This window comes from Geodermatophilus sp. SYSU D00867, assembly GCF_054050315.1.
Map to the genome: position 1 here is coordinate 12,387 of NZ_JBJGZC010000017.1, position 18,879 is coordinate 31,265.

Genomic DNA, 18,879 nt, shown 5'->3' on the forward strand with positions numbered 1-18,879 from the left:
CGTCCTCCGGCTGACCGGCGTCACCGTCCGGTTCGGGGCGGCGACCGCGCTGGAGTCCGTGGACCTCACCGTCGGTCCCGGCGAGCGGGTCGCCGTCGTCGGGGCCTCGGGCGCCGGGAAGTCGACGCTGCTGGCCGTGGCCAACGGCGCGGTGCCGCCGTCGTCCGGCACGGTCGAGGTGCTCGGGCAGGACCCCGCGGCCCTGCGCGGGCGGGCGCTGCGCCGGCTGCGCGCGCGGGTGGGGACCGTCCACCAGCACCTCGAGCTGGTGGGTCCGCTGCGCGTGGTGCACAACGTCAACGCCGGCCGGCTCGGCGGGTGGCCGGCGGCCCGGGCGGCGTGGTCCCTGCTGCGGCCGCAGGGCCTGCCCGAGGTCCTCGCCGCCCTGGAGCGGGTGGGGCTAGCCGACCGCGTCTTCGACCGCACCGGCGCCCTGTCCGGCGGGCAGCGCCAGCGGGTCGCCGTCGCGCGGCTGCTGGTGCAGGACCCCGAGCTGGTCCTGGCCGACGAGCCGGCCTCCGCGCTGGACCCGGCGCTGTCCGGCCGGGTGCTGGAGCTGCTGGGCGGGCCGGCGTCCCGGGGCGGCGCCCTGCTGGCCGCGCTGCACGACCCGGCGCTCGCGCTGCGGTGCTGCGACCGGGTGGTCGGGCTGGCCGCCGGCCGGGTGGTCCTCGACGTCCGCGCCGCCTCGCTGTCGGTCCGCGACCTGGCCGACTTCTACGGGGCGGCCGCGTGACCGCGGTGCTGTCCCGCCCGGCGGCGCCGCCGCTGCGGCGGGACCGGCGCCGCTGGGCGTGGGGGCTGGCCGCGCCGGCCGCCGTCGGCTGGGCGCTCGCGAGCGCGCTGGACGGCGGGGTGCTCAACCCGGCCGGCGGCACGCAGCTCGGCCGGTTCGCCGGGGCGGCGCTGTCCCCGGCGCTCGACGGCGCCTTCCTCGGCGTGCTCGGCACCGCGGCCCTGGTGACGGTCGCCTACGCCGTCCTGGGCACCGCGCTGGCCCTGGTCCTCGGCGCGGCGGGGGCGGTGCTGCTCACCCGCACCACCTGGGGCGGCCGGCGGCTGGGCTGGGCGGCGGCCCGCGGCGCGCTCGCGGTGCCGCGCGGTCTGCACGAGGCGGTGTGGGGCCTGCTGCTGGTGAACCTGCTCGGGCTGGACCCGTGGGTCGGCGTGCTGGCGATCGGCCTGCCCTGCGGCGCCGTGACCGCGAAGGTGTTCGCGGACCTGCTCGACGAGGTGCCCCGCGGGCCGTACGACGCGCTGCTCGCGCAGGGCTCGGGACGGGTCGCCGCCGCGCTGTACGGGCTGGTCCCCCAGGCGGCCGGCGGGCTGCTGTCGTACGCGTTCTACCGCCTGGAGTGCGCGGTCCGGTCCGCCGTCGTGCTGGGGCTGGTCGGCGCCGGCGGGCTGGGCTACCAGCTGTCGCTGTCGTTCTCGTCGCTGCGCTGGCCCGAGGTCTGGACCGCCGTCCACGCGCTGGCCCTCCTGTGCCTCGCCGCCGACGTCGCCGGGCGCGCGGTGCGCCGCCGGGTGGCCGCCCCGAGGCGGCGCGCCGGCACCCTCTCCCGCGACCGCGTGCTGACCGCGGCGGCGCTCGCGGTGCCGGCCGCCGTCGCGTGGGCGTGGTGGTTCCTGGCGCTGTCGCCGGCGTCGCTGGTGTCCGCGCGCGCCCGCGAGCAGGCCGGCTACGTGCTCGGCGCGGCCTGGCCCCCGGCCGGTGGCGGCGACCTGCTGCGGGAGGTCGCCCGGCAGGCGGTCGTCACGCTGCAGACGTCGGTGCTGGCGATCGCGGTGGCGACGGCGGGCGCGGTCCTGGTGGCCGGGCCGGCCGCGCGGCTCGCTGGGCGGTCGGCGCCCGGGCGGGTCGCCGGGGCGCTCGCGCGCGCGGCCCTGCTGCTGCTGCGGGCGGTGCCCCCGCCGGTGTGGGCGCTGGTCCTGCTGTTCGTGCTGCTGCCCGGCGTCCTGCCCGGGGCGCTCGCGCTCGGGGTCTACACGCTCGGGGTGCTCGGGCGGCTGTCCGCCGAGGTGGTGGAGGAGGCCGACGCCCGGCCGCGGTCGGCGCTCACCGCCCTGGGCGCCCGCCCGGCGGGGGCGTGGCTGTACGGGGTGGCGCCGCAGGCGGCCGGGCCGGTGCTGGCGTTCGCGCTGTACCGGTGGGAGGTCGCCGTCCGGGACACGCTGCTGGTCGGGCTGCTCGGCGCCGGCGGGCTGGGCGCGCTGCTGGCCTCGCGCCTGGCGGTCTTCGACTGGCCCGCCGTGACGACGGTGCTGCTGGCCACGATCGCGCTGACCCTCGCCGTGGACCTGGTCAGCGAGCGGGCGCGGCGGGCCCTGCGCTGAGCGTGCTCAGGCCCAGCGGGTCCGGACCGACAGGGCGGCCAGCGCCGCGGCGCCGGCGGTGGAGGTCCGCAGCACCTCCGGCCCGAGCCGCACCGGCTGGGCGCCGGCCGCGCGCAGGGCCACGACCTCGCCGTCGGTGAGCCCGCCCTCGGGGCCGACGACGACGGCGACCGTGCCGCTGGCGGGGACATCCACCCCGGCGAGGGGACGGCGGGCCTGCTCGTGCAGCACCAGCGCGAGGTCGACGTCGGCGAGCTCCCCGCACACCTGCCGGGTGGTCATGAGGTCGCCGATCTCGGGGACCCGCGGCCGCCGCGACTGCTTGGCCGCCGCCCGGGCCGCGGCCCGCCACTTCGCCAGGCCCTTCTCGACGCGGTCCTCGCGCCAGCGGGTGACGCAGCGCGCGGCCGCCCACGGGACCACCCGGTCGACGCCGAGCTCGGTGGCCAGCTCCACGGCCAGCGGGCCGCGGTCGCCCTTGGGCAGGGCCTGGACCAGCACGAACTCCGGCTCGGCCGGGGGCACGTCGTGGCGGGCGGTGACCTGCACGCGCAGCCCGGCCGGCCCGGCGTGGAGCACGGTGCCCTCGACGACCGCGCCGCGGCCGTCGCCGACCCGCACCGCCTCGCCGGCGGCCAGCCGCAGCACGTCGACGGCGTGCCGGCCCTCGGCGCCGCCGACGAGCACCTCGTCCGCCCCGTCACCCGCCAGCTCGTCGAGGAGGAACAGCGGGGAGCCGTCGAGGGCCGGCCGGGCGTCGTCGGGGGCCGGGACGCTCACTTGAACGAGTTCCGGACCCGGGAGAACAGGCCGCCCTGCGTCTCCGCCGGGCCGGGGCGGTCCTCGCCGCGCAGCACCGCCAGCTCGCGCAGCAGCTTCTCCTGCTCGGCGTCGAGTCGCGTCGGCGTCTGGACGTCGACGTGCACGTGCAGGTTGCCCCGGCCGGTGGCCCGCAGCCGTGGCGCGCCCTGGCCGCGGAGGGTGAGGACGGTGCCCGCCTGGGTGCCGGGGCGGACGTCGACGTCGGTGTCCTCGCCGTCGAGCAGGGTCAGCGGCAGCGTGGTGCCCAGCGCCGCGGCCGTCATCGGCAGCGCGACGTGGCAGTGCAGGTCCTCGCCGTCGCGGGTGAACACCGGGTGCGGGCGCTCGCGGATCTCCACGTACAGGTCGCCGGCGGGGCCGCCGCCGGGGCCGACCTCGCCGCGGCCGGTGAGCCGGATCCGCATGCCGTCCTCGACGCCGGCGGGCACCTTGACCTGGATGTCCTGCCGTGCGCGGACCCGGCCCTCGCTGCCGCACTCGGGGCAGGGGTCGGGGATGACCTGGCCGGTGCCGGCGCAGGTCGGGCACGGCCGGCTGGAGACGACCTGGCCGAGGAACGAGCGCTGCACGCTCTGCACCTCGCCGCGGCCGGAGCAGGTGACGCAGGTGGTCGGGTGGGTGCCCGGCGCGGTGCCGGCGCCGGCGCAGGTGCCGCACAGGACGGCGGTGTCGACGGTGATCGTCTCGGTGGTGCCGAAGACCGTCTGCTCGAGGTCGAGCTCCAGCGCGATCAGGGCGTCGTCGCCGGCGCGGACGCGGCTGCGCGGCCCGCGCGTGCCCATCCCGCCGCCGAAGAAGGCGTCCATGATGTCGCCGAGCCCGCCGAAGCCGGCCCCGCCGAACGGCGAGCCCGCGGCGGCGCCGGCGCCGCTGTCGAACGGGTCCCCGCCGAGGTCGACGATGCGCCGCTTGTCCGGGTCGGTCAGCGCCTGGTAGGCCCGGCTGACCTCCTGGAAGCGCTCCTTGGCCTCCGGGTCGGGGTTGACGTCGGGGTGCAGGTCCCGCGCCAGCCGCCGGTAGGCCTTCTTGATGTCGGCGTCGGAGGCGCCCCGGGAGAGCCCGAGCACGCCGTAGTAGTCGGTTGCCATCAGGGGTCGAGACCTCAGCTCCCGGCCAGCAACTGGCCGACGTAGCGGGCCACGGCTCGCACCGCGGCCATGTTGCCTGGGTAGTCCATGCGGGTCGGGCCGACGATGCCCAGCCCGCCCAGCGCCCGGTCACCGGTGCCGTACCCCACCGAGACGACCGACGCACCGGCCAGCGCCTCGTGGGCGTTCTCCTCGCCGATGCGCACGAGCACCGCGCCGCTGCTGTCGACCTCGCTGATCAGCTTGAGGACGACGACCTGCTCCTCCAGTGCCTCCAGCAGCGGGCGCAGGCTGCCCGGGTCGAGCGCGACGCGCGCCAGGTTCGCCGTCCCGCCGATGACGAGACGGTCCTCCCCCGGCTCGACCAGGGTCTCGACCAGCGCGGCGCTGACCGCGGCGACCAGCGCCCGCAGGTGCTCCGGCGCGGTCTCGACGAGGTCGGGGACCTTGCTGCCGGCGTCGGCGAGCCGGGCGCCGGTGAACGCGGCGTTGAGCGTGGCGCGCAGGTCCGAGACGTCGTCGCGGCTGACGTCGACCGGGCAGTCGACGACCCGCTGCTCGACGCGGCCGGTGTCGGTGATGAGCACCAGCAGCAGCCGCGAGCCGGTCAGCTGCACCACCTCGAGGTGGCGGACCGCGCTGCGCGACAGGGTCGGGTACTGGACGACGGCGACCTGGTGGGTCAGCTGGGCGAGCAGGCGCACCGTGCGGCCGAGGACGTCGTGCAGGTCGACCGCGCCGTCGAGGAACCGCTCGATGGCGCGGCGCTCGGCGGGCGACAGCGGCTTGACCGCCGAGAGCCGGTCGACGAACAGCCGGTAGCCCTTGTCGGTGGGCACCCGCCCGGCGCTGGTGTGCGGCTGGGTGATGTAGCCCTGCTCCTCGAGGACGGCCATGTCGTTGCGGATGGTCGCCGGCGAGACCCCGAGGTCGTGCCGCTCGGCCAGGGCCTTGCTGCCCACGGGGTCGTTGGTGGAGACGAAGTCCTGCACGATCGCCCGCAGGACCTGCAGGCGCCGTTCGTCGTGCGCCACGGTGACACCTCCCCGAACCGGTCGACGTCGCCGTGCGGGGAGCCGCGGGGGCTCCGGCCCGCCCTCGCCGGGTGCCCGGCCGGGTTGGCACTCGCACGGACCGAGTGCCAATCCAGCATACGACCAGGGAGCCGTTCCGTCGCGGACGTGACGGGGTCCACCACCCGGTGGGGGCCCGGCACGGCGGGCGGCGGGCCGATACGCTCGGACGCGTCGGTGCCGGTACGGGGCAGGTGTTGGACGGAGGTCGGGTCCCTGATCTTCAAAGCGGTGCGGAACGGGCGCCCCTATCCCGAGCACGGGTTGTCCACCAGGGACTGGGCGATGATCCCGCCCCGGCAGATCCGGCTCGACACCCTCGTCACCACCAAGCGCGAACTGGCGCTGGACACCCTGCTCGCCGACGACTCGACCTTCTACGGCGACCTGTTCCCGCACGCCGTCCAGTGGCACGGCGACCTCTACCTCGAGGACGGCCTGCACCGCGCGCTGCGGGCGGCCCTGCAGCAGCGCTCGGTCATCCACGTCCGGGTGCTCGACCTCGACGCGCTGATGCCCGCCAACCTGGCCTGATGGACCCGGCCCGGCTCGACGGCGGGGTGCTGCTGCGGGAGGCGACCGCCGGGGACCTGCCCGCAGTGGTCGCGCTGTTGGCCGACGACCCGCTGGGCGCGACCCGGGAGTCGGCCGACCCCGTCCCGTACGAGCGGGCGTTCGCCGCCGTCGACGCCGACCCCGCGCACCTGCTGGTCGTGGCCGAGGACGCCGGCGCCGTCGTCGGCACCCTGCAGCTGTCGTTCCTGCCCGGGCTGTCCCGCGGCGGCGCGCTGCGCGCACAGGTGGAGGGCGTGCGGGTGGCCGCGGCCGCCCGCGGGCGGGGGCTCGGCGAGGCGATGCTGCGGTGGTGCGCCGCGGAGTCCCGCCGCCGCGGCGCCGCCCTGCTGCAGCTGACCACCGACGTCCGCCGCCCCGACGCGCACCGCTTCTACGAGCGGCTGGGCTTCGTCGCCTCACACGTCGGCATGAAGCTGGAGCTCTAGCCGCTACAGCCAGCCCTTGTCGGCGGCGACGCGGGCGGCCTCCACCCGCGTGCGGGCGCCGGTCTTGCCGATCGCCGAGGACAGGTAGTTGCGCACCGTGCCCTCGGACAGGAACAGCCGCCGGGCGATGTCGGCGACGGTGGCGCCGTCGGCGGCCTCCCGCAGCACGTCGGCCTCGCGCGCGGACAGCGGCGTCGCGCCGATCGCCAGCGCGGCGGCGGCCAGTTCCCGGTCGATCACCCGCTCCCCCGCGACGACGGCGCGGATCGACCGGGCGAGCTCGGCGACCGGCGCGTCCTTCACCAGGAAGCCCGCCGCGCCCACCTCCATGGCGCGGCGCAGGAACCCCGGCCGGCCGAAGGTGGTGAGGACGACGGCGCGCACGCCCGGCAGCTCGGCGGCCAGCTCGCGGGCGGCCTCCAGACCGTCCCGCCCGGGCATCTCGATGTCGAGCAGCGCGACGTCGGGGGCGTGCTCCCGGGCGGCGGCCAGCACCTCGTCGCCCCGGCCCACCTCGGCGACGACGGTGATGTCGGGCTCCAGCTCCAGCAGCGCCCGCAGCGCGCCGCGGACCATCGACTGGTCCTCGGCCACCAGCACCCGGATCACCGGGCCACCGCCGCGTGAGCCGGCACCAGCGGCAGGACCGCGCGCAGTTCGTAGCCGCCGTCGCGGCCGGCGCCGCCGGTGAGCCGGCCGCCGAGCGCCCCCACCCGCTCGGACAGGCCGGTGAGCCCGGAGCCGGGCCCGGTGTCGTCGGCGGGGCCGCGGCCGTCGTCGGTGACGGTGAGCACCGCGTCGGTGCCGTCGTCGGCGAGGGTGACGGTGACCGTCCGGGCGCCGCTGTGCCGCAGCACGTTCGTCGTCGCCTCGCGGACCACCCAGCCCAGGGCGGCGTCGACCGGGCCGGGCAGCACGGGCACCCGGTCGGGCAGGCGGGCGGCGATCCCCGCGCCGGACAGCGCCGCGCGCGCCTCGGCCAGCGCCTGCGCGCAGCTGACCTGGCGGTAGCCGCTGACCGCGTCGCGGACCTCGGCCAGCGCGCGGCGGGCGGCGGCCTCGACGTCGGCCATCTCGGTGCGCGCCCGTGCCGGGTCGACCTCGGCCAGCCGCCCGGCGAGCTCGCTCTTGAGCGCGATGAGCGACAGGCTGTGGCCGAGCAGGTCGTGCAGGTCGCGGGCGAAGCGCAGCCGCTCCTCGGCGACCGCGTTGCGCGCCAGCTCCTCGCGGGCCGCGGCGAGCTCGGTGTTGACCTCGACCAGGTGGCGGGTGCCGCGCATCGCGAACGCCGTGAGCAGACACATCACCGGGAGGATGAACAGGTTCGCGAGCTGGCCGTCGGCCGCGACGACCCCGGCGCACACCGCGGCGGCGGCGAGCACCGCCGGCCACACCCAGCGCCGCGGCAGTGCCGCCGCCGAGGCCGCCGACACGTAGATCAGCAGACCCGCCCACGCCGGGCCAAGCCAGACGGCGAGGCCGGCACCGAGCGCCGCGATCACCGCCAGCCGGCCGAGCGGTCCGCCCGGGTCGCAGCTGGTGAACGACCGGCGGAACACGTCGAGGTAGACGGCGGTGAACACCAGCAGCGCGGCGCCGGCGACCACCCGGACCGCCGTCGGCCGGTCGGTGGTCAGCAGGTCGGCGAGGGGGAAGGCCTGGAACAGCAGCCAGGGCAGGGACCAGCCGATCTGCCGCCACCGGGAGTGGGCGTCCACGGCGCCCGACCGTAGACCTGCCGATCCCGGTACCGGACGTGCCGGACGTCGTCGGCCCGGGCTGACATCCGTCAGGTGCTGTCCCCGCCTTCCGCGCGCGAGAGGCAGAGGTGCTGCCTCTCGCGCGCGAGAGGCGGAGCCTCAGTCCGTCAGGTCCCGGACGACGGCGTCGGCGAGCAGGCGGCCGCGGTCGGTGAGCACCGCCCGGCCCCCGGCGTGCGCGGCGGGCTCCAGCAGGCCGCGGGCGACGGCGTCGGCGGCGCGGGCCCGGCCGGTGTCGGACAGCGCGGTCAGCGGCAGCCCGTCGCGCAGCCGCAGGCCGAGCATGACCGTCTCCAGCGCGCGGTCGGCGGGCTCGAGCACCTCGCGGTCGGCCACCGGGCCCTCCCCCGCCGCCAGCCGCTGCGCGTACGCCGCCGGGTGCTTGACGTTCCACCAGCGCACGCCGCCGACGTGGCTGTGCGCGCCCGGGCCCACGCCCCACCAGTTGGCGTTGGCCCAGTACAGCTCGTTGTGCCGGCAGCGGGCGGCGTCCCCGCGCGACCAGTTGCTGACCTCGTACCAGTCGAACCCGGCGCCGCGCAGCACGGTGTCGGCCTGGACGTAGCGGTCGGCGAGGACGTCGTCGTCGGGCATCGGCAGCTCGCCGCGGGCGATGCGGCGGGCCAGCCGGGTGCCGTCCTCGACGATGAGCGCGTACGCGCTGACGTGGTCGACCGGCGCGGCCAGGACGGCGTCGAGCGAGGCGGCCCAGTCGGCGTCGGTCTCGCCCGGCGTGCCGTAGATCAGGTCCAGGTTGACGTGCTCGAAGCCGGCCGCGACCGCCTCCCGCGCGGCCTGCGCCGCGCGCCCCGGGGTGTGCCGCCGGTCGAGGACGGCGAGCACGTGCTCGGCGGCGGACTGCATCCCGAGGCTGAGCCGGGTGAAGCCGGCCGCGCGCAGGGTCGCCAGCGACCGCGGGGTCACCGACTCGGGGTTGGCCTCGGTGGTCACCTCGACGCCGTCGGCGACCGGGAACAGCTCGCGGACGGCGGCCAGCACGGCGGCGAGGTCCTCGGCGGGCAGCAGCGTCGGGGTGCCGCCGCCGACGAAGACGGTGGAGACCGTCGGCAGGTCGGGGCCGAGGACCCGCGCGGCGCGGTGCAGCTCGGCGATCGCGGTGCCCGCGTACTCGGCGCGGTTGGCGCCGGGGCCGAGCTCGTCGGAGGTGTAGGTGTTGAAGTCGCAGTAGCCGCAGCGGGTGGCGCAGAACGGCACGTGCACGTAGAGGCCGAACGGCGTCGTCGTCAGGTGCTCGCGGGCACCGACCGGCAGGTCGTCGTCCGCGGGCGGACGCGCCGGCAGCAGCGGCAGGGTGGTGGTCATCTGCTCCCAGTGTGCCGCGCCCCCGCCACCCCGGGGCAGGATGCCCGGGTGAGCTCTGCGCCCGTGGACGAGGACCGGCTGCTGCAGGTGACCGTCGCGGGGGGCGTGGCCCGGCTGGTGCTGGACTCCCCCGGCAACCGCAACGCGCTCTCCCGGGCGCTGCGCGCGCAGCTGCGCGAGGCCCTCGACGCCGCGCTCGCCGACGACGCGGTGCGCGTGGTCGTGCTCGACCACGCCGGGCGGGTGTTCTGCTCGGGGATGGACCTGTCCGAGGCGGCCGGCGCCGGGGCCGGGGACCAGGGGGTGCGCGAGCTCCCCGACCTGCTGCGGACGATCTGGACCGCCCCCAAGCCGGTGGTGGCCGCGGTGCGCGGGCCGGCGCGGGCCGGCGGGGTCGGCCTGGCCGCGGCCTGTGACGTCGTGGTGGCCGCGTCCTCGGCGACGTTCGGCATGTCGGAGGTGCGGCTCGGGCTGGTGCCCGCCGTCACCTCCGCGGTCGTGCTGCCGCGGATGCTCCCGCACGTGGCGCACCGGCTCATGCTCACCGGCGAGGTGTTCGACGCCGCCACCGCCGCGGCCGGCGGGCTGGTGGACCTGGTGGCACCCGACGACGGGGTCGACGCCGCCGTCGACGGGCAGGTGCTGGCGCTGGCCGCCGGGTCGCCGTGGGCGCTGGCCGAGACCAAGCGGCTGCTGCGCGCCGGCGGGCTCCGCGGCTCCTTCGACGACCTGCTCGAGCTCTCGGCGCGGGCCTTCGCCGGCGAGGACGGTCAGGAGGGCATCGCCGCGTTCCGGGAGAGGCGCCCGGCGCGCTGGGTCCCCTCGCTGTAACCGGTCCGGCGCGGGATGCTGCGGGCGTGACCGTTCCCGAGGACCCGCGCGAACGCTTCCGCACCCTGCCCGAGCCGGTCGACCTCGAGGACACCGTGGAGACCGTCGACGCCTCCTCCGCGCAGCCGGTGCTGACGGAGAGCGACGAGCGCGACGCGCTGCTCCGCCAGGCCGGCGGCTGACCTGTCCCGTGCGCGGTCGTGCTCTGCCCCGCGGGTGTGTGCAGAGCACGACTGCGCTCAGAGCACGTAGGTGGCGATCATCTGGCCGAGCTGGCGGATGTCGGAGTTGCCCTTGAACTCCAGCCGCACCTTGCCCAGCCCGCTGAACCACAGGTCCAGCTCGGCGTCGAGGTCGAAGGTGCCCGCGGTCTCCACCGAGAAGGCCTGGATCCTGCTGTAGGGCAGCGAGGTGAAGTCCTTCTTGCGGCCGGTCATGCCCTGGACGTTCACCGCGATCAGCCGCTTGTCGGTGAAGACGACGAAGTCCCGCACCGTCTTGAACGCGAAGTACAGCTGCTCGCCCGGGATGAGCAGCGGGGCGACGTCGCCGGCGACGTCCTGGGGGTTGCACTGGCTCAGCTTGAACACCGAGCCGCTGGAGAAGTCGATCACCGGGACACGCTAGGTCAGCGGAACGTCACGGCCCGTGTCCCACGCCGGGTCAGCGGAGCCGGCGGGTGGCGTCGGGCAGCCGCTGGGTGACCTCGCGCGCGTCGAGCCACTCCATGAGCGGTACGGCCACCCGCCGCGTCGTCCCCCACGCCGAGCGCGCCTGGCTGAGCGTGAACGGCTGCGGCACCGCGGCCAGCCGCGCGCGGGCGGCCTCCTCCACGCCCGGCGCCAGGTAGACGCCGTCGGCGATGCGCACCAGCTGCCCGTCGCGCACCGCGGCCGCCAGCTCGCGGGGTCCGAGGCGGGCGGCGCGCAGCTCGTCGGCGTCCGGGGCGGCGAACGGATCGGCGGCCAGCCGCGCCCGGATGGCGTCGACCGCCCGCTGCACCGCCGGCGGCAGGCCGGCGGCGGCCACGACGACCCGGCCCTCGCGCAGCGCCAGCGGCGGCCGCACGACCAGGGCCACCAGGTCGTCGTCGGGCAGGTCCAGCTCCCGGCGGACGACGGCGACCGGCGGCCCGGGCTCCAGCGGGTGCGCCTGCCGGTGCGCGGCCACCAGCCCCGGCACCCGTCGGGCCAGCTCGCCGACCAGCCCCGGCGCCAGCAGCCACGGTCCGGCGCGGACGGCGTCGCCGGGCACCGGCCAGCCCATCGCGGTGAAGTCGTCGGCGCGCACCACCCGGCGGCGGGCGAGGTCGGCGGCGGCACCGGCCGGCCCGGCCTGCTGGCGGCCCAGCTCGCCGGCCCGCTGCCGGGCCGCCCCGCGGCGGCGCAGCTCCGGCGGCGCGACGTCGCGGACGTCGGCGCCGAGCACCCGCCGGGCCCCCGGGTCGCGCAGCAGGACCCGGTCCCCCACCCGCAGCGGCAGGGGGGCGGCCAGCCGCAGCCGCACCGCCCGCCCGTCGAGCGGGCGCAGCCGCACCGGCACCGCCGCCGAGCCGACGTGCAGCACCGCCTCGGCCGGCAGCCGCCCCTCGGGCGCGCGGGCCAGGACGACGTCGGCCTCCGCGGTGGTCCGGAACGCGCCGGGGGTGAGCAGCGCGTCGCCGCGGGAGAGGTCCTCGACGGCGATCCCGCGCAGGTTCAGCGCCACCCGCGCGGTCGCCGTCGCCCGCTCCACCGGACGGCCCAGCGACTGCACGCCGCGCACGCCCACCTCGCGGTCGCCGAGCCGCAGCCGGTCGCCGGGTGCGACGGACCCGGCGGCGAGCGTCCCGGTGACCACGGTGCCGGCGCCGCGGATCGGGAACGCGCGGTCGATCCACAGCCGCACCGGCGCCTCGGCGTCCGGCGCGGGCAGCCCGGCCAGCAGCGCCTCGAGGGCGGCGGTCAGCTCGGCGACGCCGCGGCCGGTCGGCGCGCTCACCGCCACGCCGGGGACGGCGCCCATCGACGTCGCGGCCAGCCGCTCGGTGGCGTCGGCGAGCACGGGCGCGGGGTCGGCGAGGTCGGCCTTGGTGACGGCGAGCAGCGCGTGCCGCACGCCGAGCGCGTCGAGGACGGCGACGTGCTCGGCGGTCTGCGACGACCAGCCGTCGTCGGCGGCCACCACGACCAGCGCGGCCGGCACGGACCCGACGCCGGCGAGCATGTTGCCGACGAACCGCTCGTGCCCCGGCACGTCGACGACGGCCAGCACCCGGCCCGAGGGCAGCGTCGTCCAGGCGAAGCCGAGGTCGATGGTCAGACCGCGGCGGCGCTCCTCCTCCCACCGGTCGGGCTCCATGCCGGTGAGCGCGCGGACCAGCGTCGACTTGCCGTGGTCCACGTGCCCGGCGGTGGCGATCACGTCCATGCCGCTCAGGGCCACCGCTGCGCCACCTCCAGCACCGCGGCGGCGAGGTCGTCGTCGGCCGACGGCGGCACGCTGCGCAGGTCGAGCAGGGTGCGCCCGTCGGCCACGTACCCGACGACCGGCCGCGCACCCCGCCGCAGCGGCTCGGCGAACGGCTCGGGCAGCGAGACCGCCGCGCTGGGCAGCGGGTGCTCGGGCGCCCCTCCCCCGCCGACCCGGGCGGCGGAGTCGACGGCGTGCGCGTCGACCCCGGCGGCGGCCAGCCGGCCGGCCAGCGCGCGCGCCCGGGCGCGCAGCCCGTCCACGTCGGCGGCGAGCATCTGCTGCACCGGAGGCTGCGGGCCGCGCAGGGTGGCCTCCAGCGCGGCGAGCGTCGTCTTGTCCACCCGCAGCGCCCGGTACAGCGGGTGCCGGCGCAGCCGCTGCACCAGGTCGGCGCGGCCGAGCACCAGGCCGGCCTGCGGGCCGCCGAGCAGCTTGTCCCCGCTGGCGAGCACCAGGTCGGCGCCGTCGGCCAGCGTCGTCTGCAGGTCCGGCTCGTCGGGCAGCGCCGGGTGCGGCCGCAGCAGCCCGGAGCCGACGTCGGCCACCAGCGGCACGCCGCTGTTCGCCAGCGCCTCGGCCAGCTCGTGCACCGGCACGGCCCGCGTGAAGCCGCGGACGACGAAGTTCGACGGGTGCACCTTGAGGACCGCGCCGGTGTCGTCGTGCAGGGCGTCGCGGTAGTCGTCGAGGGTCACCCGGTTCGTCGTCCCCACCTCGCGCAGGCGGGCGCCGGTCGACTCGAGCAGGGCGGGGATGCGGAAGCCGTCGCCGATCTCGACCAGCTCGCCGCGGGCGATGACCAGCTCGCCGCCCAGCGCCGTGGCCACCAGCGCCAGCGCGGCCGCGCAGTTGTTCACCACGATCGCGGCCCCGGCGGCGGGGACGGCGGCCAGCAGCGCGGCGATCGCCGCCTCGCCGCGCGGCCCGCGGCGGCCGGTGGACAGGTCCAGCTCGACGTCGGTGGTGCCGCTGGCCGCGACCACCGCCTCGACGGCCGCGGCCGACAGCGGTGCCCGCCCGAGGTTGGTGTGCACGAGGACGCCGGTGGCGTTGAGCACCGGGCGCAGGGCGGACGCGGTCGACGGCAGGCCGGCGAGGACGGCGGCGACCGCGTCGTCGGGCGCGAGCTCGCCCGCGCGGATGCGGGACTGCACGGTGCGGACGGCGTCCTTGACCAGCTCCCGGCCCAGGCGCGAGGCGGCGTCGGCCAGCGCCGGGTCGGCCAGCAGCGTGTCGGTGCGGGGCACTGCCCGCCGCGGGTCGGCGCTCATCGCTGCGGAGCGTATGCGCGCCGGCCCGCGGGGAGGCTGGCGGAGGCGGACGGGAATCGAACCCGCCTGACCGAGCTGCTCGGCCACGTCGGCTTTAGAGGCCGCGGGGGCCACCAGGCGCCCTGACGCCTCCGCCGGCCAGCCTACGGTGGGGCCGTGACCAGCGCGCCCGCACGGATCCGCCTCACCCAGTACGCGCACGGCGGCGGCTGCGCCTGCAAGATCCCGCCCGGGGAGCTCGAGGCCGTCGTCGCGGGGCTCACGCACACCGGCCCCGTCGACCCGGCCGCCGAGCTCGTCGTCGGCCTCGGCGACGGCGACGACGCGGCCGTCGTCCGCACCGCCGGCGGGCAGGGGCTGGTGCTCACCACCGACTTCTTCACCCCGGTCGTCGACGACGCGTACACCTTCGGCCGGATCGCCGCGGCGAACGCGCTGTCCGACGTCTACGCGATGGGCGGCACCCCGGTGGTCGCGGTCAACCTGCTCGGCTGGCCGCGGGACGTGCTGCCCGCCGAGCTCGCCGCCGAGGTGCTGCGCGGCGGGCTCGAGGCGGCGCAGGAGGCCGGCTGCCACGTCGGCGGCGGGCACTCGATCGACGACCCCGAGCCCAAGTACGGCATGGCCGTCACCGGCGTCCTCGACCTCGACCGGGTCATCCGCAACGACGCCGCCGTCGCCGGGACGCCGCTGTCGCTGACCAAGCCGCTGGGCGTCGGCGTGCTCAACAACCGGATGAAGGCCACCGGCGAGGTCAGCGAGGAGGCGGTGGCCTCGATGACCGCGCTCAACCGGGACGCCTCGCGCGCCGCCCTGGCCGCCGGCGTCCGCGCGGGCACCGACGTCACCGGCTTCGGCCTGCTCGGTCACCTGTACAAGATGGCGCGCGCCAGCGGGGTGACCGCAGTGGTCGACGCCGCCGCCGTCCCCTACCTGGCCGGCGCCCGCGAGGCGCTGGCCGCGGGGTTCGTCTCCGGCGGGACCCGCCGCAACCTCGACTGGGTGCGCCCGCACACCGACCTGTCCGCCGTGGGGGAGGACGAGGCGCTGCTGCTGGCCGACGCACAGACCTCCGGCGGGCTGCTGCTGGCCGGCGAGGTGCCCGGCGCCCCGGTGATCGGCGAGTTCGTCCCGCGGCAGGAGCACGTCCTCGTCGTCCGCTAGCGTCCGCCGCATGCGCGCCGTCTTCGTCTCCACACCCTCGCCCGACGACCCGCTCTCCGTCCTGGAGGTCGGCGACCGGCCCGAGCCGGAGGTTCCCGACGGCTGGACGACGGTGCAGGTCGAGGCCGTCTCCCTCAACCACCACGACCTGTTCAGCCTGCGCGGCGTCGGCCTGCCCCAGGAGCGGATGCCGATGATCCTGGGCACCGACGCCGCCGGGCTGGACGAGGACGGCAACGAGGTCGTCGTCCACGGCGTCGTCGCCAGCCCCGGGTGGACCGGCGACGAGACGCTCGACCCGAAGCGCACGCTGTTCTCCGAGCTGTACCAGGGCACGATGGCCGAGCGGGTCGCCGTCCCCCGGCGCAACGTGCTGCCCAAGCCCGCGGAGCTGTCCTTCGCCGAGGCCGCCTGCCTGCCCACCGCCTGGCTGACCGCCTACCGGATGCTGTTCGTCCGCTCCGGTCTGCGGCCCGGCCAGACGGTGCTCGTGCAGGGCGCCAGCGGCGGCGTCGCCACCGCGCTGGTCGTCCTGGGGCGGGCCGCCGGCTACCGGGTGTGGGTGACCGGCCGCAGCGAGGAGAAGCGCGCGGCCGCGCTCGAGCTCGGCGCCGACCGGGCCTTCGAGACCGGCGCCCGGCTGCCCGAGCGGGTCGACGGCGTCATGGAGACGGTCGGCAAGGCGACCTGGAGCCACAGCGTCAGGTCCCTGAGGCCCGGCGGCGTCATCGTCACCTCCGGCGCCACCACCGGCTACGACCCGGGCGCCGAGCTCAACCGGGTGTTCTTCACCCAGCTGTCGGTGGTCGGGTCCACCATGGGCACCCGCGACGAGCTGGAGTCGCTGGTCCGGATGTGCGCGGTGACCGGCGTCCGCCCGGTCATCGACGTCGAGCTGCCGCTCGAGGAGGCCCGCGAGGGCTTCAGCCGCATGCTCGAGGGGCGCACCGCCGGGAAGATCGTCTTCACGCTCTGACGAGGAGGCCGGCCGTGGCCAGGACAGCGCGGGTGTGGCGGGGCTGGGTCCGCACCGGGGACGCCGACGCCTACGCCGCCTACGTCGAGGAGACCGGGGTCGGCGAGTACCGGCGGACGCCGGGCAACGAGGGCGCCTGGGTGCTCACCCGCGACCTCGGCGACGGCCGCACCGAGGTCGTCGCGCTGAGCCTGTGGGAGTCGCTGGACGCGGTCCGCGGGTTCGCCGGCGACGACCTCGAGGCCGCCGTCTACTACCCCGAGGACGACCGCTTCCTGGTGCAGCGCGAGGACACCGTCACGCACTACGCGGTGCACGAGCCGCGCTGACCTCGCGCAGCAGCACCAGCGCCGCGACCGCCGCCAGCGCGGCGGCGACCGCGGCGCCGGCGAAGACGGTGTGCAGCTGGGTGAGGACGGCCTGGTCGACGGCCGCCTCGTAGGCGGGGCAGTCGGCCGGGGTGTCCGGGCAGACGGTCAGCGGCGAGCCGAGCGCCGCCACCTCGGCGGTGAACCGGCGCAGCGCCACCGCGGTGAGCAGCGACAGCCCGACCAGCATCCCCACGGTCCGGGCGACGACGGCGAGCGCGCTGGCGCTGCCGTGCACGGCGGGCCCGGTGACCGCCAGCAGCACCGCGTTGACCGGCGCGATCGCCAGGCCGAACCCGAGCCCCGCGGCCAGCAGCACGACCGTGGACCCCCACCGGTCCAGCGACGTCTCGCCCCAGCCGGTCATCGCCCACAGCGCCAGCGCGGCCAGCACCGTGCCGCCCGCGGCGACCAGCCGCGGGGGCAGCACCCGGCACAGCCACCCGCCGGCGACCGCGCCCACCGGGACCGCCACCAGCAGCCGCACCAGCACGAGCGCGGCGCCGAGCTGGTCGCCGGGCGTCGTCGTGGCGCGGGCGAACAGCGGGACGTCGACCAGCGCGGCCACCAGCGCCACCCCGACCAGCAGGTTGACCAGCAGCGCGCCCCACGCGCCGGCCGGTCGCAGCGCGCCCAGCGGCAGCACCGGGTCGGGCGCGCGCCGCTCGTGCAGCCAGAAGCCGGCGGCGGCCAGCGCCGCGACCGGCAGCAGCACCGGGCCGTGGGCGACGACCTCGGTGGCCGGGTCGGCCGCGGCGAAGGACCACACCAGCGCCCCGAGCGCGACGACGGCGAGCAGCGAGCCCAGCGCGTCGACCTCGCGGACCAGCCGCGGCGCCCCGCGCAGCGGCAGCACCGCGCCGTCGGGGTGCGCGAGGCTCCGCGCGACCAGCGCCAGCCCGGCGGCCACGGCGGCCAGCACCAGCGGCGTGGAGGCGGCTCCGCCGTCGGCCAGCGGCACCCAGGCCAGGCCGAGGGTGACGTCCTCGGCCAGCGCGGCCGGCTCGGCCAGCTGCAGGCCCGCGGCGGCGCCGGTGAGCAGCAGCAGGACCAGGCCGACGGGGTCGGGCCGCCGGCGGCCGCCGGTGAGCACCACCCCCGCGGCGAGGACCAGCCCGAGCAGCAGGTTGAGCCAGAAGACCGCCCGCCAGTCGCCGACCGCGAGCACCGCGGCGCCGGCCAGCGGGCCGAGCACCGCGCCGGCCTCCTGCACCGCGCCGACCACGCCCAGCGGCACCGCCCGGCGCTCGGGCGGCCATCGGTCGGCGACCAGTGCCAGCGTGGCCGGGACCAGCCCGCCGGCGCCCACGCCCTGCAGCCCGCGGCCGGCGACGGCGAGGCCCAGGTCGGTCGCCGTGGCGGTCAGCAGGGAGCCCAGCGCGAACAGCAGCAGGCAGCCGGCCAGCACCGGGACCCGGCCGCGCAGGTCGGCCAGCCGGCCCAGCAGCGGCAGCGTGGCGGTGTAGCCGAGCAGGAAGCCGCCGACGATCGGCGTCGCCCGCTGCAGCTCGTCGATGCCGACGCCGACCCCGGTGAGGATGTCCGGCAGCGCCAGGACGACGACGTAGGTGTCGGCCGCGGTGACCAGCACCGCCAGGGTGGCGAGGACGACCAGCGGCAGCCCCGGGACCGCGGGCGCCTGCGGCTCAGCCGACAGGCGGTGCGGTGATCTCGACATCGTCGCCGGGGTCGGAGAACTCGATGGTGAAGGTGGCGTCCTGGTCGGCCGCGTAGAACGGGCCGGTCAGCTCGGCGCGGCGCAGCTGGCCGGACTCGGTCGCCACGGAGAAGCGGGCCTCCACCGGCTGGCTCGGGTCCTCGCTGGTGAGCACCTGCTCGACCAGGTCGCCGGGGATCTCCGCGGTCACCTCGCGCACCACCTCGCCGTCGACCCGGCGCTCCTCCCCCAGCTCGGCGGCGTCGGACTGGGCGAGCAGCTGCGAGATGCCGGTGTCGGGGTCCAGCAGCGCGCCGGGGTCGCCGAAGCCGAACTGCGCGGGGTCGACGACGCTGTAGCCGCTGGTGAAGGGCAGCTGCGCGTAGACGGTGCCGTCGACCGAGACGACGGCGAGGTCGAGCGCCGAGCCGACGGCCAGCACCTGCAGCGTGCCCTCGAACGAGGCCGGGCGGAGGACGTCGCCCTCGCCGCCGACCAGCGCGGTGCCGGTGGTGGGGGCGCCCTCGCTGGTCAGCACGAAGTGCAGCGACTCGGTCTCGTCGAGCGTGGTCTTCGCGCGGGCGAGCAGGTCGCCGGCGGACTCCTCCGGCTCGCTCCCGCCGCAGCCGGCCAGCGCGGACACCGCGACCACCAGCCCGGCCACCGTCGCGGCAGCACGGCGCAGCACCATCGTCGTCCTCCCCGCTCCCGCCGGTCGGCTCCCGGCGCGGGCACGGTAGCGCGTCGCGGTGGC

20 protein-coding genes and 1 tRNA gene are annotated in these 18,879 nt (G+C 77.6%); 9 read left to right on the forward strand and 12 right to left on the reverse strand.

The features are described from left to right. Positions 1-58: 58 nt before the first annotated feature. Positions 59-736, forward strand: a complete 678-nt coding sequence (locus ACI8AK_RS16505; RefSeq protein WP_456948461.1) for a phosphonate ABC transporter ATP-binding protein — start codon at positions 59-61, stop codon at positions 734-736. Beyond that, a complete protein-coding gene (locus ACI8AK_RS16510) occupies positions 733-2,337 on the forward strand; it encodes a PhnE/PtxC family ABC transporter permease (protein WP_456948462.1) in 1,605 nt (534 codons plus the stop codon). The genes ACI8AK_RS16505 and ACI8AK_RS16510 overlap by 4 nt, the downstream gene beginning before the upstream one ends. A gap of 6 nt (positions 2,338-2,343) precedes the next feature. On the opposite strand, the gene ACI8AK_RS16515 is transcribed toward ACI8AK_RS16510, so the two are convergent. Genes ACI8AK_RS16515 through hrcA form a run of 3 tightly spaced genes read right to left on the reverse strand, consistent with a single transcriptional unit; the run spans position 2,344 to position 5,281 of the window. Continuing rightward, a complete protein-coding gene (locus tag ACI8AK_RS16515) occupies positions 2,344-3,117 on the reverse strand; it encodes a 16S rRNA (uracil(1498)-N(3))-methyltransferase (protein ID WP_456957133.1) in 774 nt (257 codons plus the stop codon). After that, entirely contained in the window at positions 3,114-4,247 is a 1,134-nt protein-coding gene (gene dnaJ, locus ACI8AK_RS16520; RefSeq protein ID WP_387985296.1) for a molecular chaperone DnaJ, read from the reverse strand. Before dnaJ ends, ACI8AK_RS16515 begins: the two co-directional genes overlap by 4 nt. Before the next feature lie 14 nt (positions 4,248-4,261). Beyond that, entirely contained in the window at positions 4,262-5,281 is a 1,020-nt protein-coding gene (gene hrcA, locus ACI8AK_RS16525; protein ID WP_387985299.1) for a heat-inducible transcriptional repressor HrcA, read from the reverse strand. A gap of 216 nt (positions 5,282-5,497) precedes the next feature. Between hrcA and ACI8AK_RS16530 the strand changes: the two genes are divergently transcribed. Together ACI8AK_RS16530 and ACI8AK_RS16535 are read left to right on the forward strand one after the other, a co-directional pair. Then, a complete protein-coding gene (locus ACI8AK_RS16530; protein ID WP_456904155.1) occupies positions 5,498-5,854 on the forward strand; it encodes a type II toxin-antitoxin system VapB family antitoxin in 357 nt (118 codons plus the stop codon). Further along, the gene (locus ACI8AK_RS16535) at positions 5,854-6,321 is read left to right on the forward strand and encodes a GNAT family N-acetyltransferase (RefSeq protein WP_387985302.1); all 468 of its coding nucleotides are present in this window, start codon (positions 5,854-5,856) and stop codon (positions 6,319-6,321) included. The genes ACI8AK_RS16530 and ACI8AK_RS16535 overlap by 1 nt, the downstream gene beginning before the upstream one ends. Before the next feature lie 3 nt (positions 6,322-6,324). Here the strand turns inward: ACI8AK_RS16535 and ACI8AK_RS16540 are convergent, their stop codons facing one another. From ACI8AK_RS16540 to hemW, 3 genes are all read right to left on the reverse strand, one after another. Further along, on the reverse strand, positions 6,325-6,930 hold the full coding sequence (locus tag ACI8AK_RS16540; protein ID WP_387985304.1) for a response regulator transcription factor: 606 nt from the start codon (positions 6,928-6,930) through the stop codon (positions 6,325-6,327). Beyond that, positions 6,927-8,039 (reverse strand): sensor histidine kinase, encoded by a 1,113-nt coding sequence (locus ACI8AK_RS16545; RefSeq protein ID WP_456957135.1) that lies wholly within the window; start codon positions 8,037-8,039, stop codon positions 6,927-6,929. Before ACI8AK_RS16545 ends, ACI8AK_RS16540 begins: the two co-directional genes overlap by 4 nt. Before the next feature lie 141 nt (positions 8,040-8,180). After that, on the reverse strand, positions 8,181-9,404 hold the full coding sequence (hemW, locus tag ACI8AK_RS16550) for a radical SAM family heme chaperone HemW (RefSeq protein ID WP_387985309.1): 1,224 nt from the start codon (positions 9,402-9,404) through the stop codon (positions 8,181-8,183). 48 nt (positions 9,405-9,452) lie between these two features. On the opposite strand from hemW, the gene ACI8AK_RS16555 reads away from it, so the two are divergent. Both ACI8AK_RS16555 and ACI8AK_RS16560 read left to right on the forward strand, forming a co-directional pair. Further along, a complete protein-coding gene (locus ACI8AK_RS16555; protein ID WP_456957137.1) occupies positions 9,453-10,235 on the forward strand; it encodes an enoyl-CoA hydratase-related protein in 783 nt (260 codons plus the stop codon). Positions 10,236-10,261: 26 nt separating this feature from the next. Then, entirely contained in the window at positions 10,262-10,417 is a 156-nt protein-coding gene (locus tag ACI8AK_RS16560; RefSeq protein WP_387985315.1) for a hypothetical protein, read from the forward strand. Between the two features lie 57 nt (positions 10,418-10,474). On the opposite strand, the gene ACI8AK_RS16565 is transcribed toward ACI8AK_RS16560, so the two are convergent. The 4 genes from ACI8AK_RS16565 to ACI8AK_RS16580 form a co-directional block, all read right to left on the reverse strand. Continuing rightward, positions 10,475-10,849: a PH domain-containing protein gene (locus ACI8AK_RS16565; RefSeq protein WP_387985318.1), complete on the reverse strand. Its 375-nt coding sequence runs from the start codon at positions 10,847-10,849 to the stop codon at positions 10,475-10,477. Positions 10,850-10,898: 49 nt separating this feature from the next. After that, positions 10,899-12,659 carry a selenocysteine-specific translation elongation factor gene (selB, locus tag ACI8AK_RS16570; protein ID WP_456957139.1) on the reverse strand — a complete coding sequence of 587 codons (1,761 nt, stop codon included), beginning with the start codon at positions 12,657-12,659 and terminating at the stop codon, positions 10,899-10,901. Continuing rightward, the gene (selA, locus tag ACI8AK_RS16575) at positions 12,650-13,960 is read right to left on the reverse strand and encodes an L-seryl-tRNA(Sec) selenium transferase (protein ID WP_456957141.1); all 1,311 of its coding nucleotides are present in this window, start codon (positions 13,958-13,960) and stop codon (positions 12,650-12,652) included. Before selA ends, selB begins: the two co-directional genes overlap by 10 nt. A gap of 37 nt (positions 13,961-13,997) precedes the next feature. Continuing rightward, positions 13,998-14,093, reverse strand: a tRNA-OTHER gene (locus tag ACI8AK_RS16580). Between the two features lie 23 nt (positions 14,094-14,116). Here ACI8AK_RS16580 and selD point away from each other — a divergent pair. Genes selD through ACI8AK_RS16595 form a run of 3 tightly spaced genes read left to right on the forward strand, consistent with a single transcriptional unit; the run spans position 14,117 to position 16,429 of the window. After that, positions 14,117-15,124: a selenide, water dikinase SelD gene (gene selD / locus ACI8AK_RS16585; RefSeq protein ID WP_456957143.1), complete on the forward strand. Its 1,008-nt coding sequence runs from the start codon at positions 14,117-14,119 to the stop codon at positions 15,122-15,124. A 10-nt stretch (positions 15,125-15,134) separates the two neighbouring features. After that, entirely contained in the window at positions 15,135-16,100 is a 966-nt protein-coding gene (locus tag ACI8AK_RS16590; RefSeq protein ID WP_456957145.1) for a zinc-binding dehydrogenase, read from the forward strand. A gap of 14 nt (positions 16,101-16,114) precedes the next feature. Further along, positions 16,115-16,429, forward strand: a complete 315-nt coding sequence (locus tag ACI8AK_RS16595; protein WP_387985332.1) for a hypothetical protein — start codon at positions 16,115-16,117, stop codon at positions 16,427-16,429. Here the strand turns inward: ACI8AK_RS16595 and ACI8AK_RS16600 are convergent. Both ACI8AK_RS16600 and ACI8AK_RS16605 read right to left on the reverse strand, forming a co-directional pair. After that, complete coding sequence (locus tag ACI8AK_RS16600; protein WP_456957147.1) at positions 16,398-18,146, reverse strand: MFS transporter; 1,749 nt, start codon at positions 18,144-18,146, stop codon at positions 16,398-16,400. The two genes, ACI8AK_RS16595 and ACI8AK_RS16600, sit on opposite strands and share 32 nt — an antisense overlap. Further along, on the reverse strand, positions 18,115-18,816 hold the full coding sequence (locus tag ACI8AK_RS16605; RefSeq protein WP_387985337.1) for an LppX_LprAFG lipoprotein: 702 nt from the start codon (positions 18,814-18,816) through the stop codon (positions 18,115-18,117). Before ACI8AK_RS16605 ends, ACI8AK_RS16600 begins: the two co-directional genes overlap by 32 nt. Between the last annotated feature and the right edge of the window lie 63 nt (positions 18,817-18,879).

Excerpts from the sequence above, each read along its gene's own strand:
- ACI8AK_RS16535 (WP_387985302.1), top strand. The coding sequence starts at position 5,854 with ATGGACCCGGCCCGGCTCGACGGCGGGGTGCTGCTGCGGGAGGCGACC.
- hemW (WP_387985309.1), bottom strand. The coding sequence starts at position 9,404 with ATGACCACCACCCTGCCGCTGCTGCCGGCGCGTCCGCCCGCGGACGAC.
- dnaJ (WP_387985296.1), bottom strand. The coding sequence starts at position 4,247 with ATGGCAACCGACTACTACGGCGTGCTCGGGCTCTCCCGGGGCGCCTCC.
- ACI8AK_RS16600 (WP_456957147.1), bottom strand. The coding sequence starts at position 18,146 with ATGTCGAGATCACCGCACCGCCTGTCGGCTGAGCCGCAGGCGCCCGCG.
- ACI8AK_RS16590 (WP_456957145.1), top strand. The coding sequence starts at position 15,135 with ATGCGCGCCGTCTTCGTCTCCACACCCTCGCCCGACGACCCGCTCTCC.
- ACI8AK_RS16605 (WP_387985337.1), bottom strand. The coding sequence starts at position 18,816 with ATGGTGCTGCGCCGTGCTGCCGCGACGGTGGCCGGGCTGGTGGTCGCG.
- selA (WP_456957141.1), bottom strand. The coding sequence starts at position 13,960 with ATGAGCGCCGACCCGCGGCGGGCAGTGCCCCGCACCGACACGCTGCTG.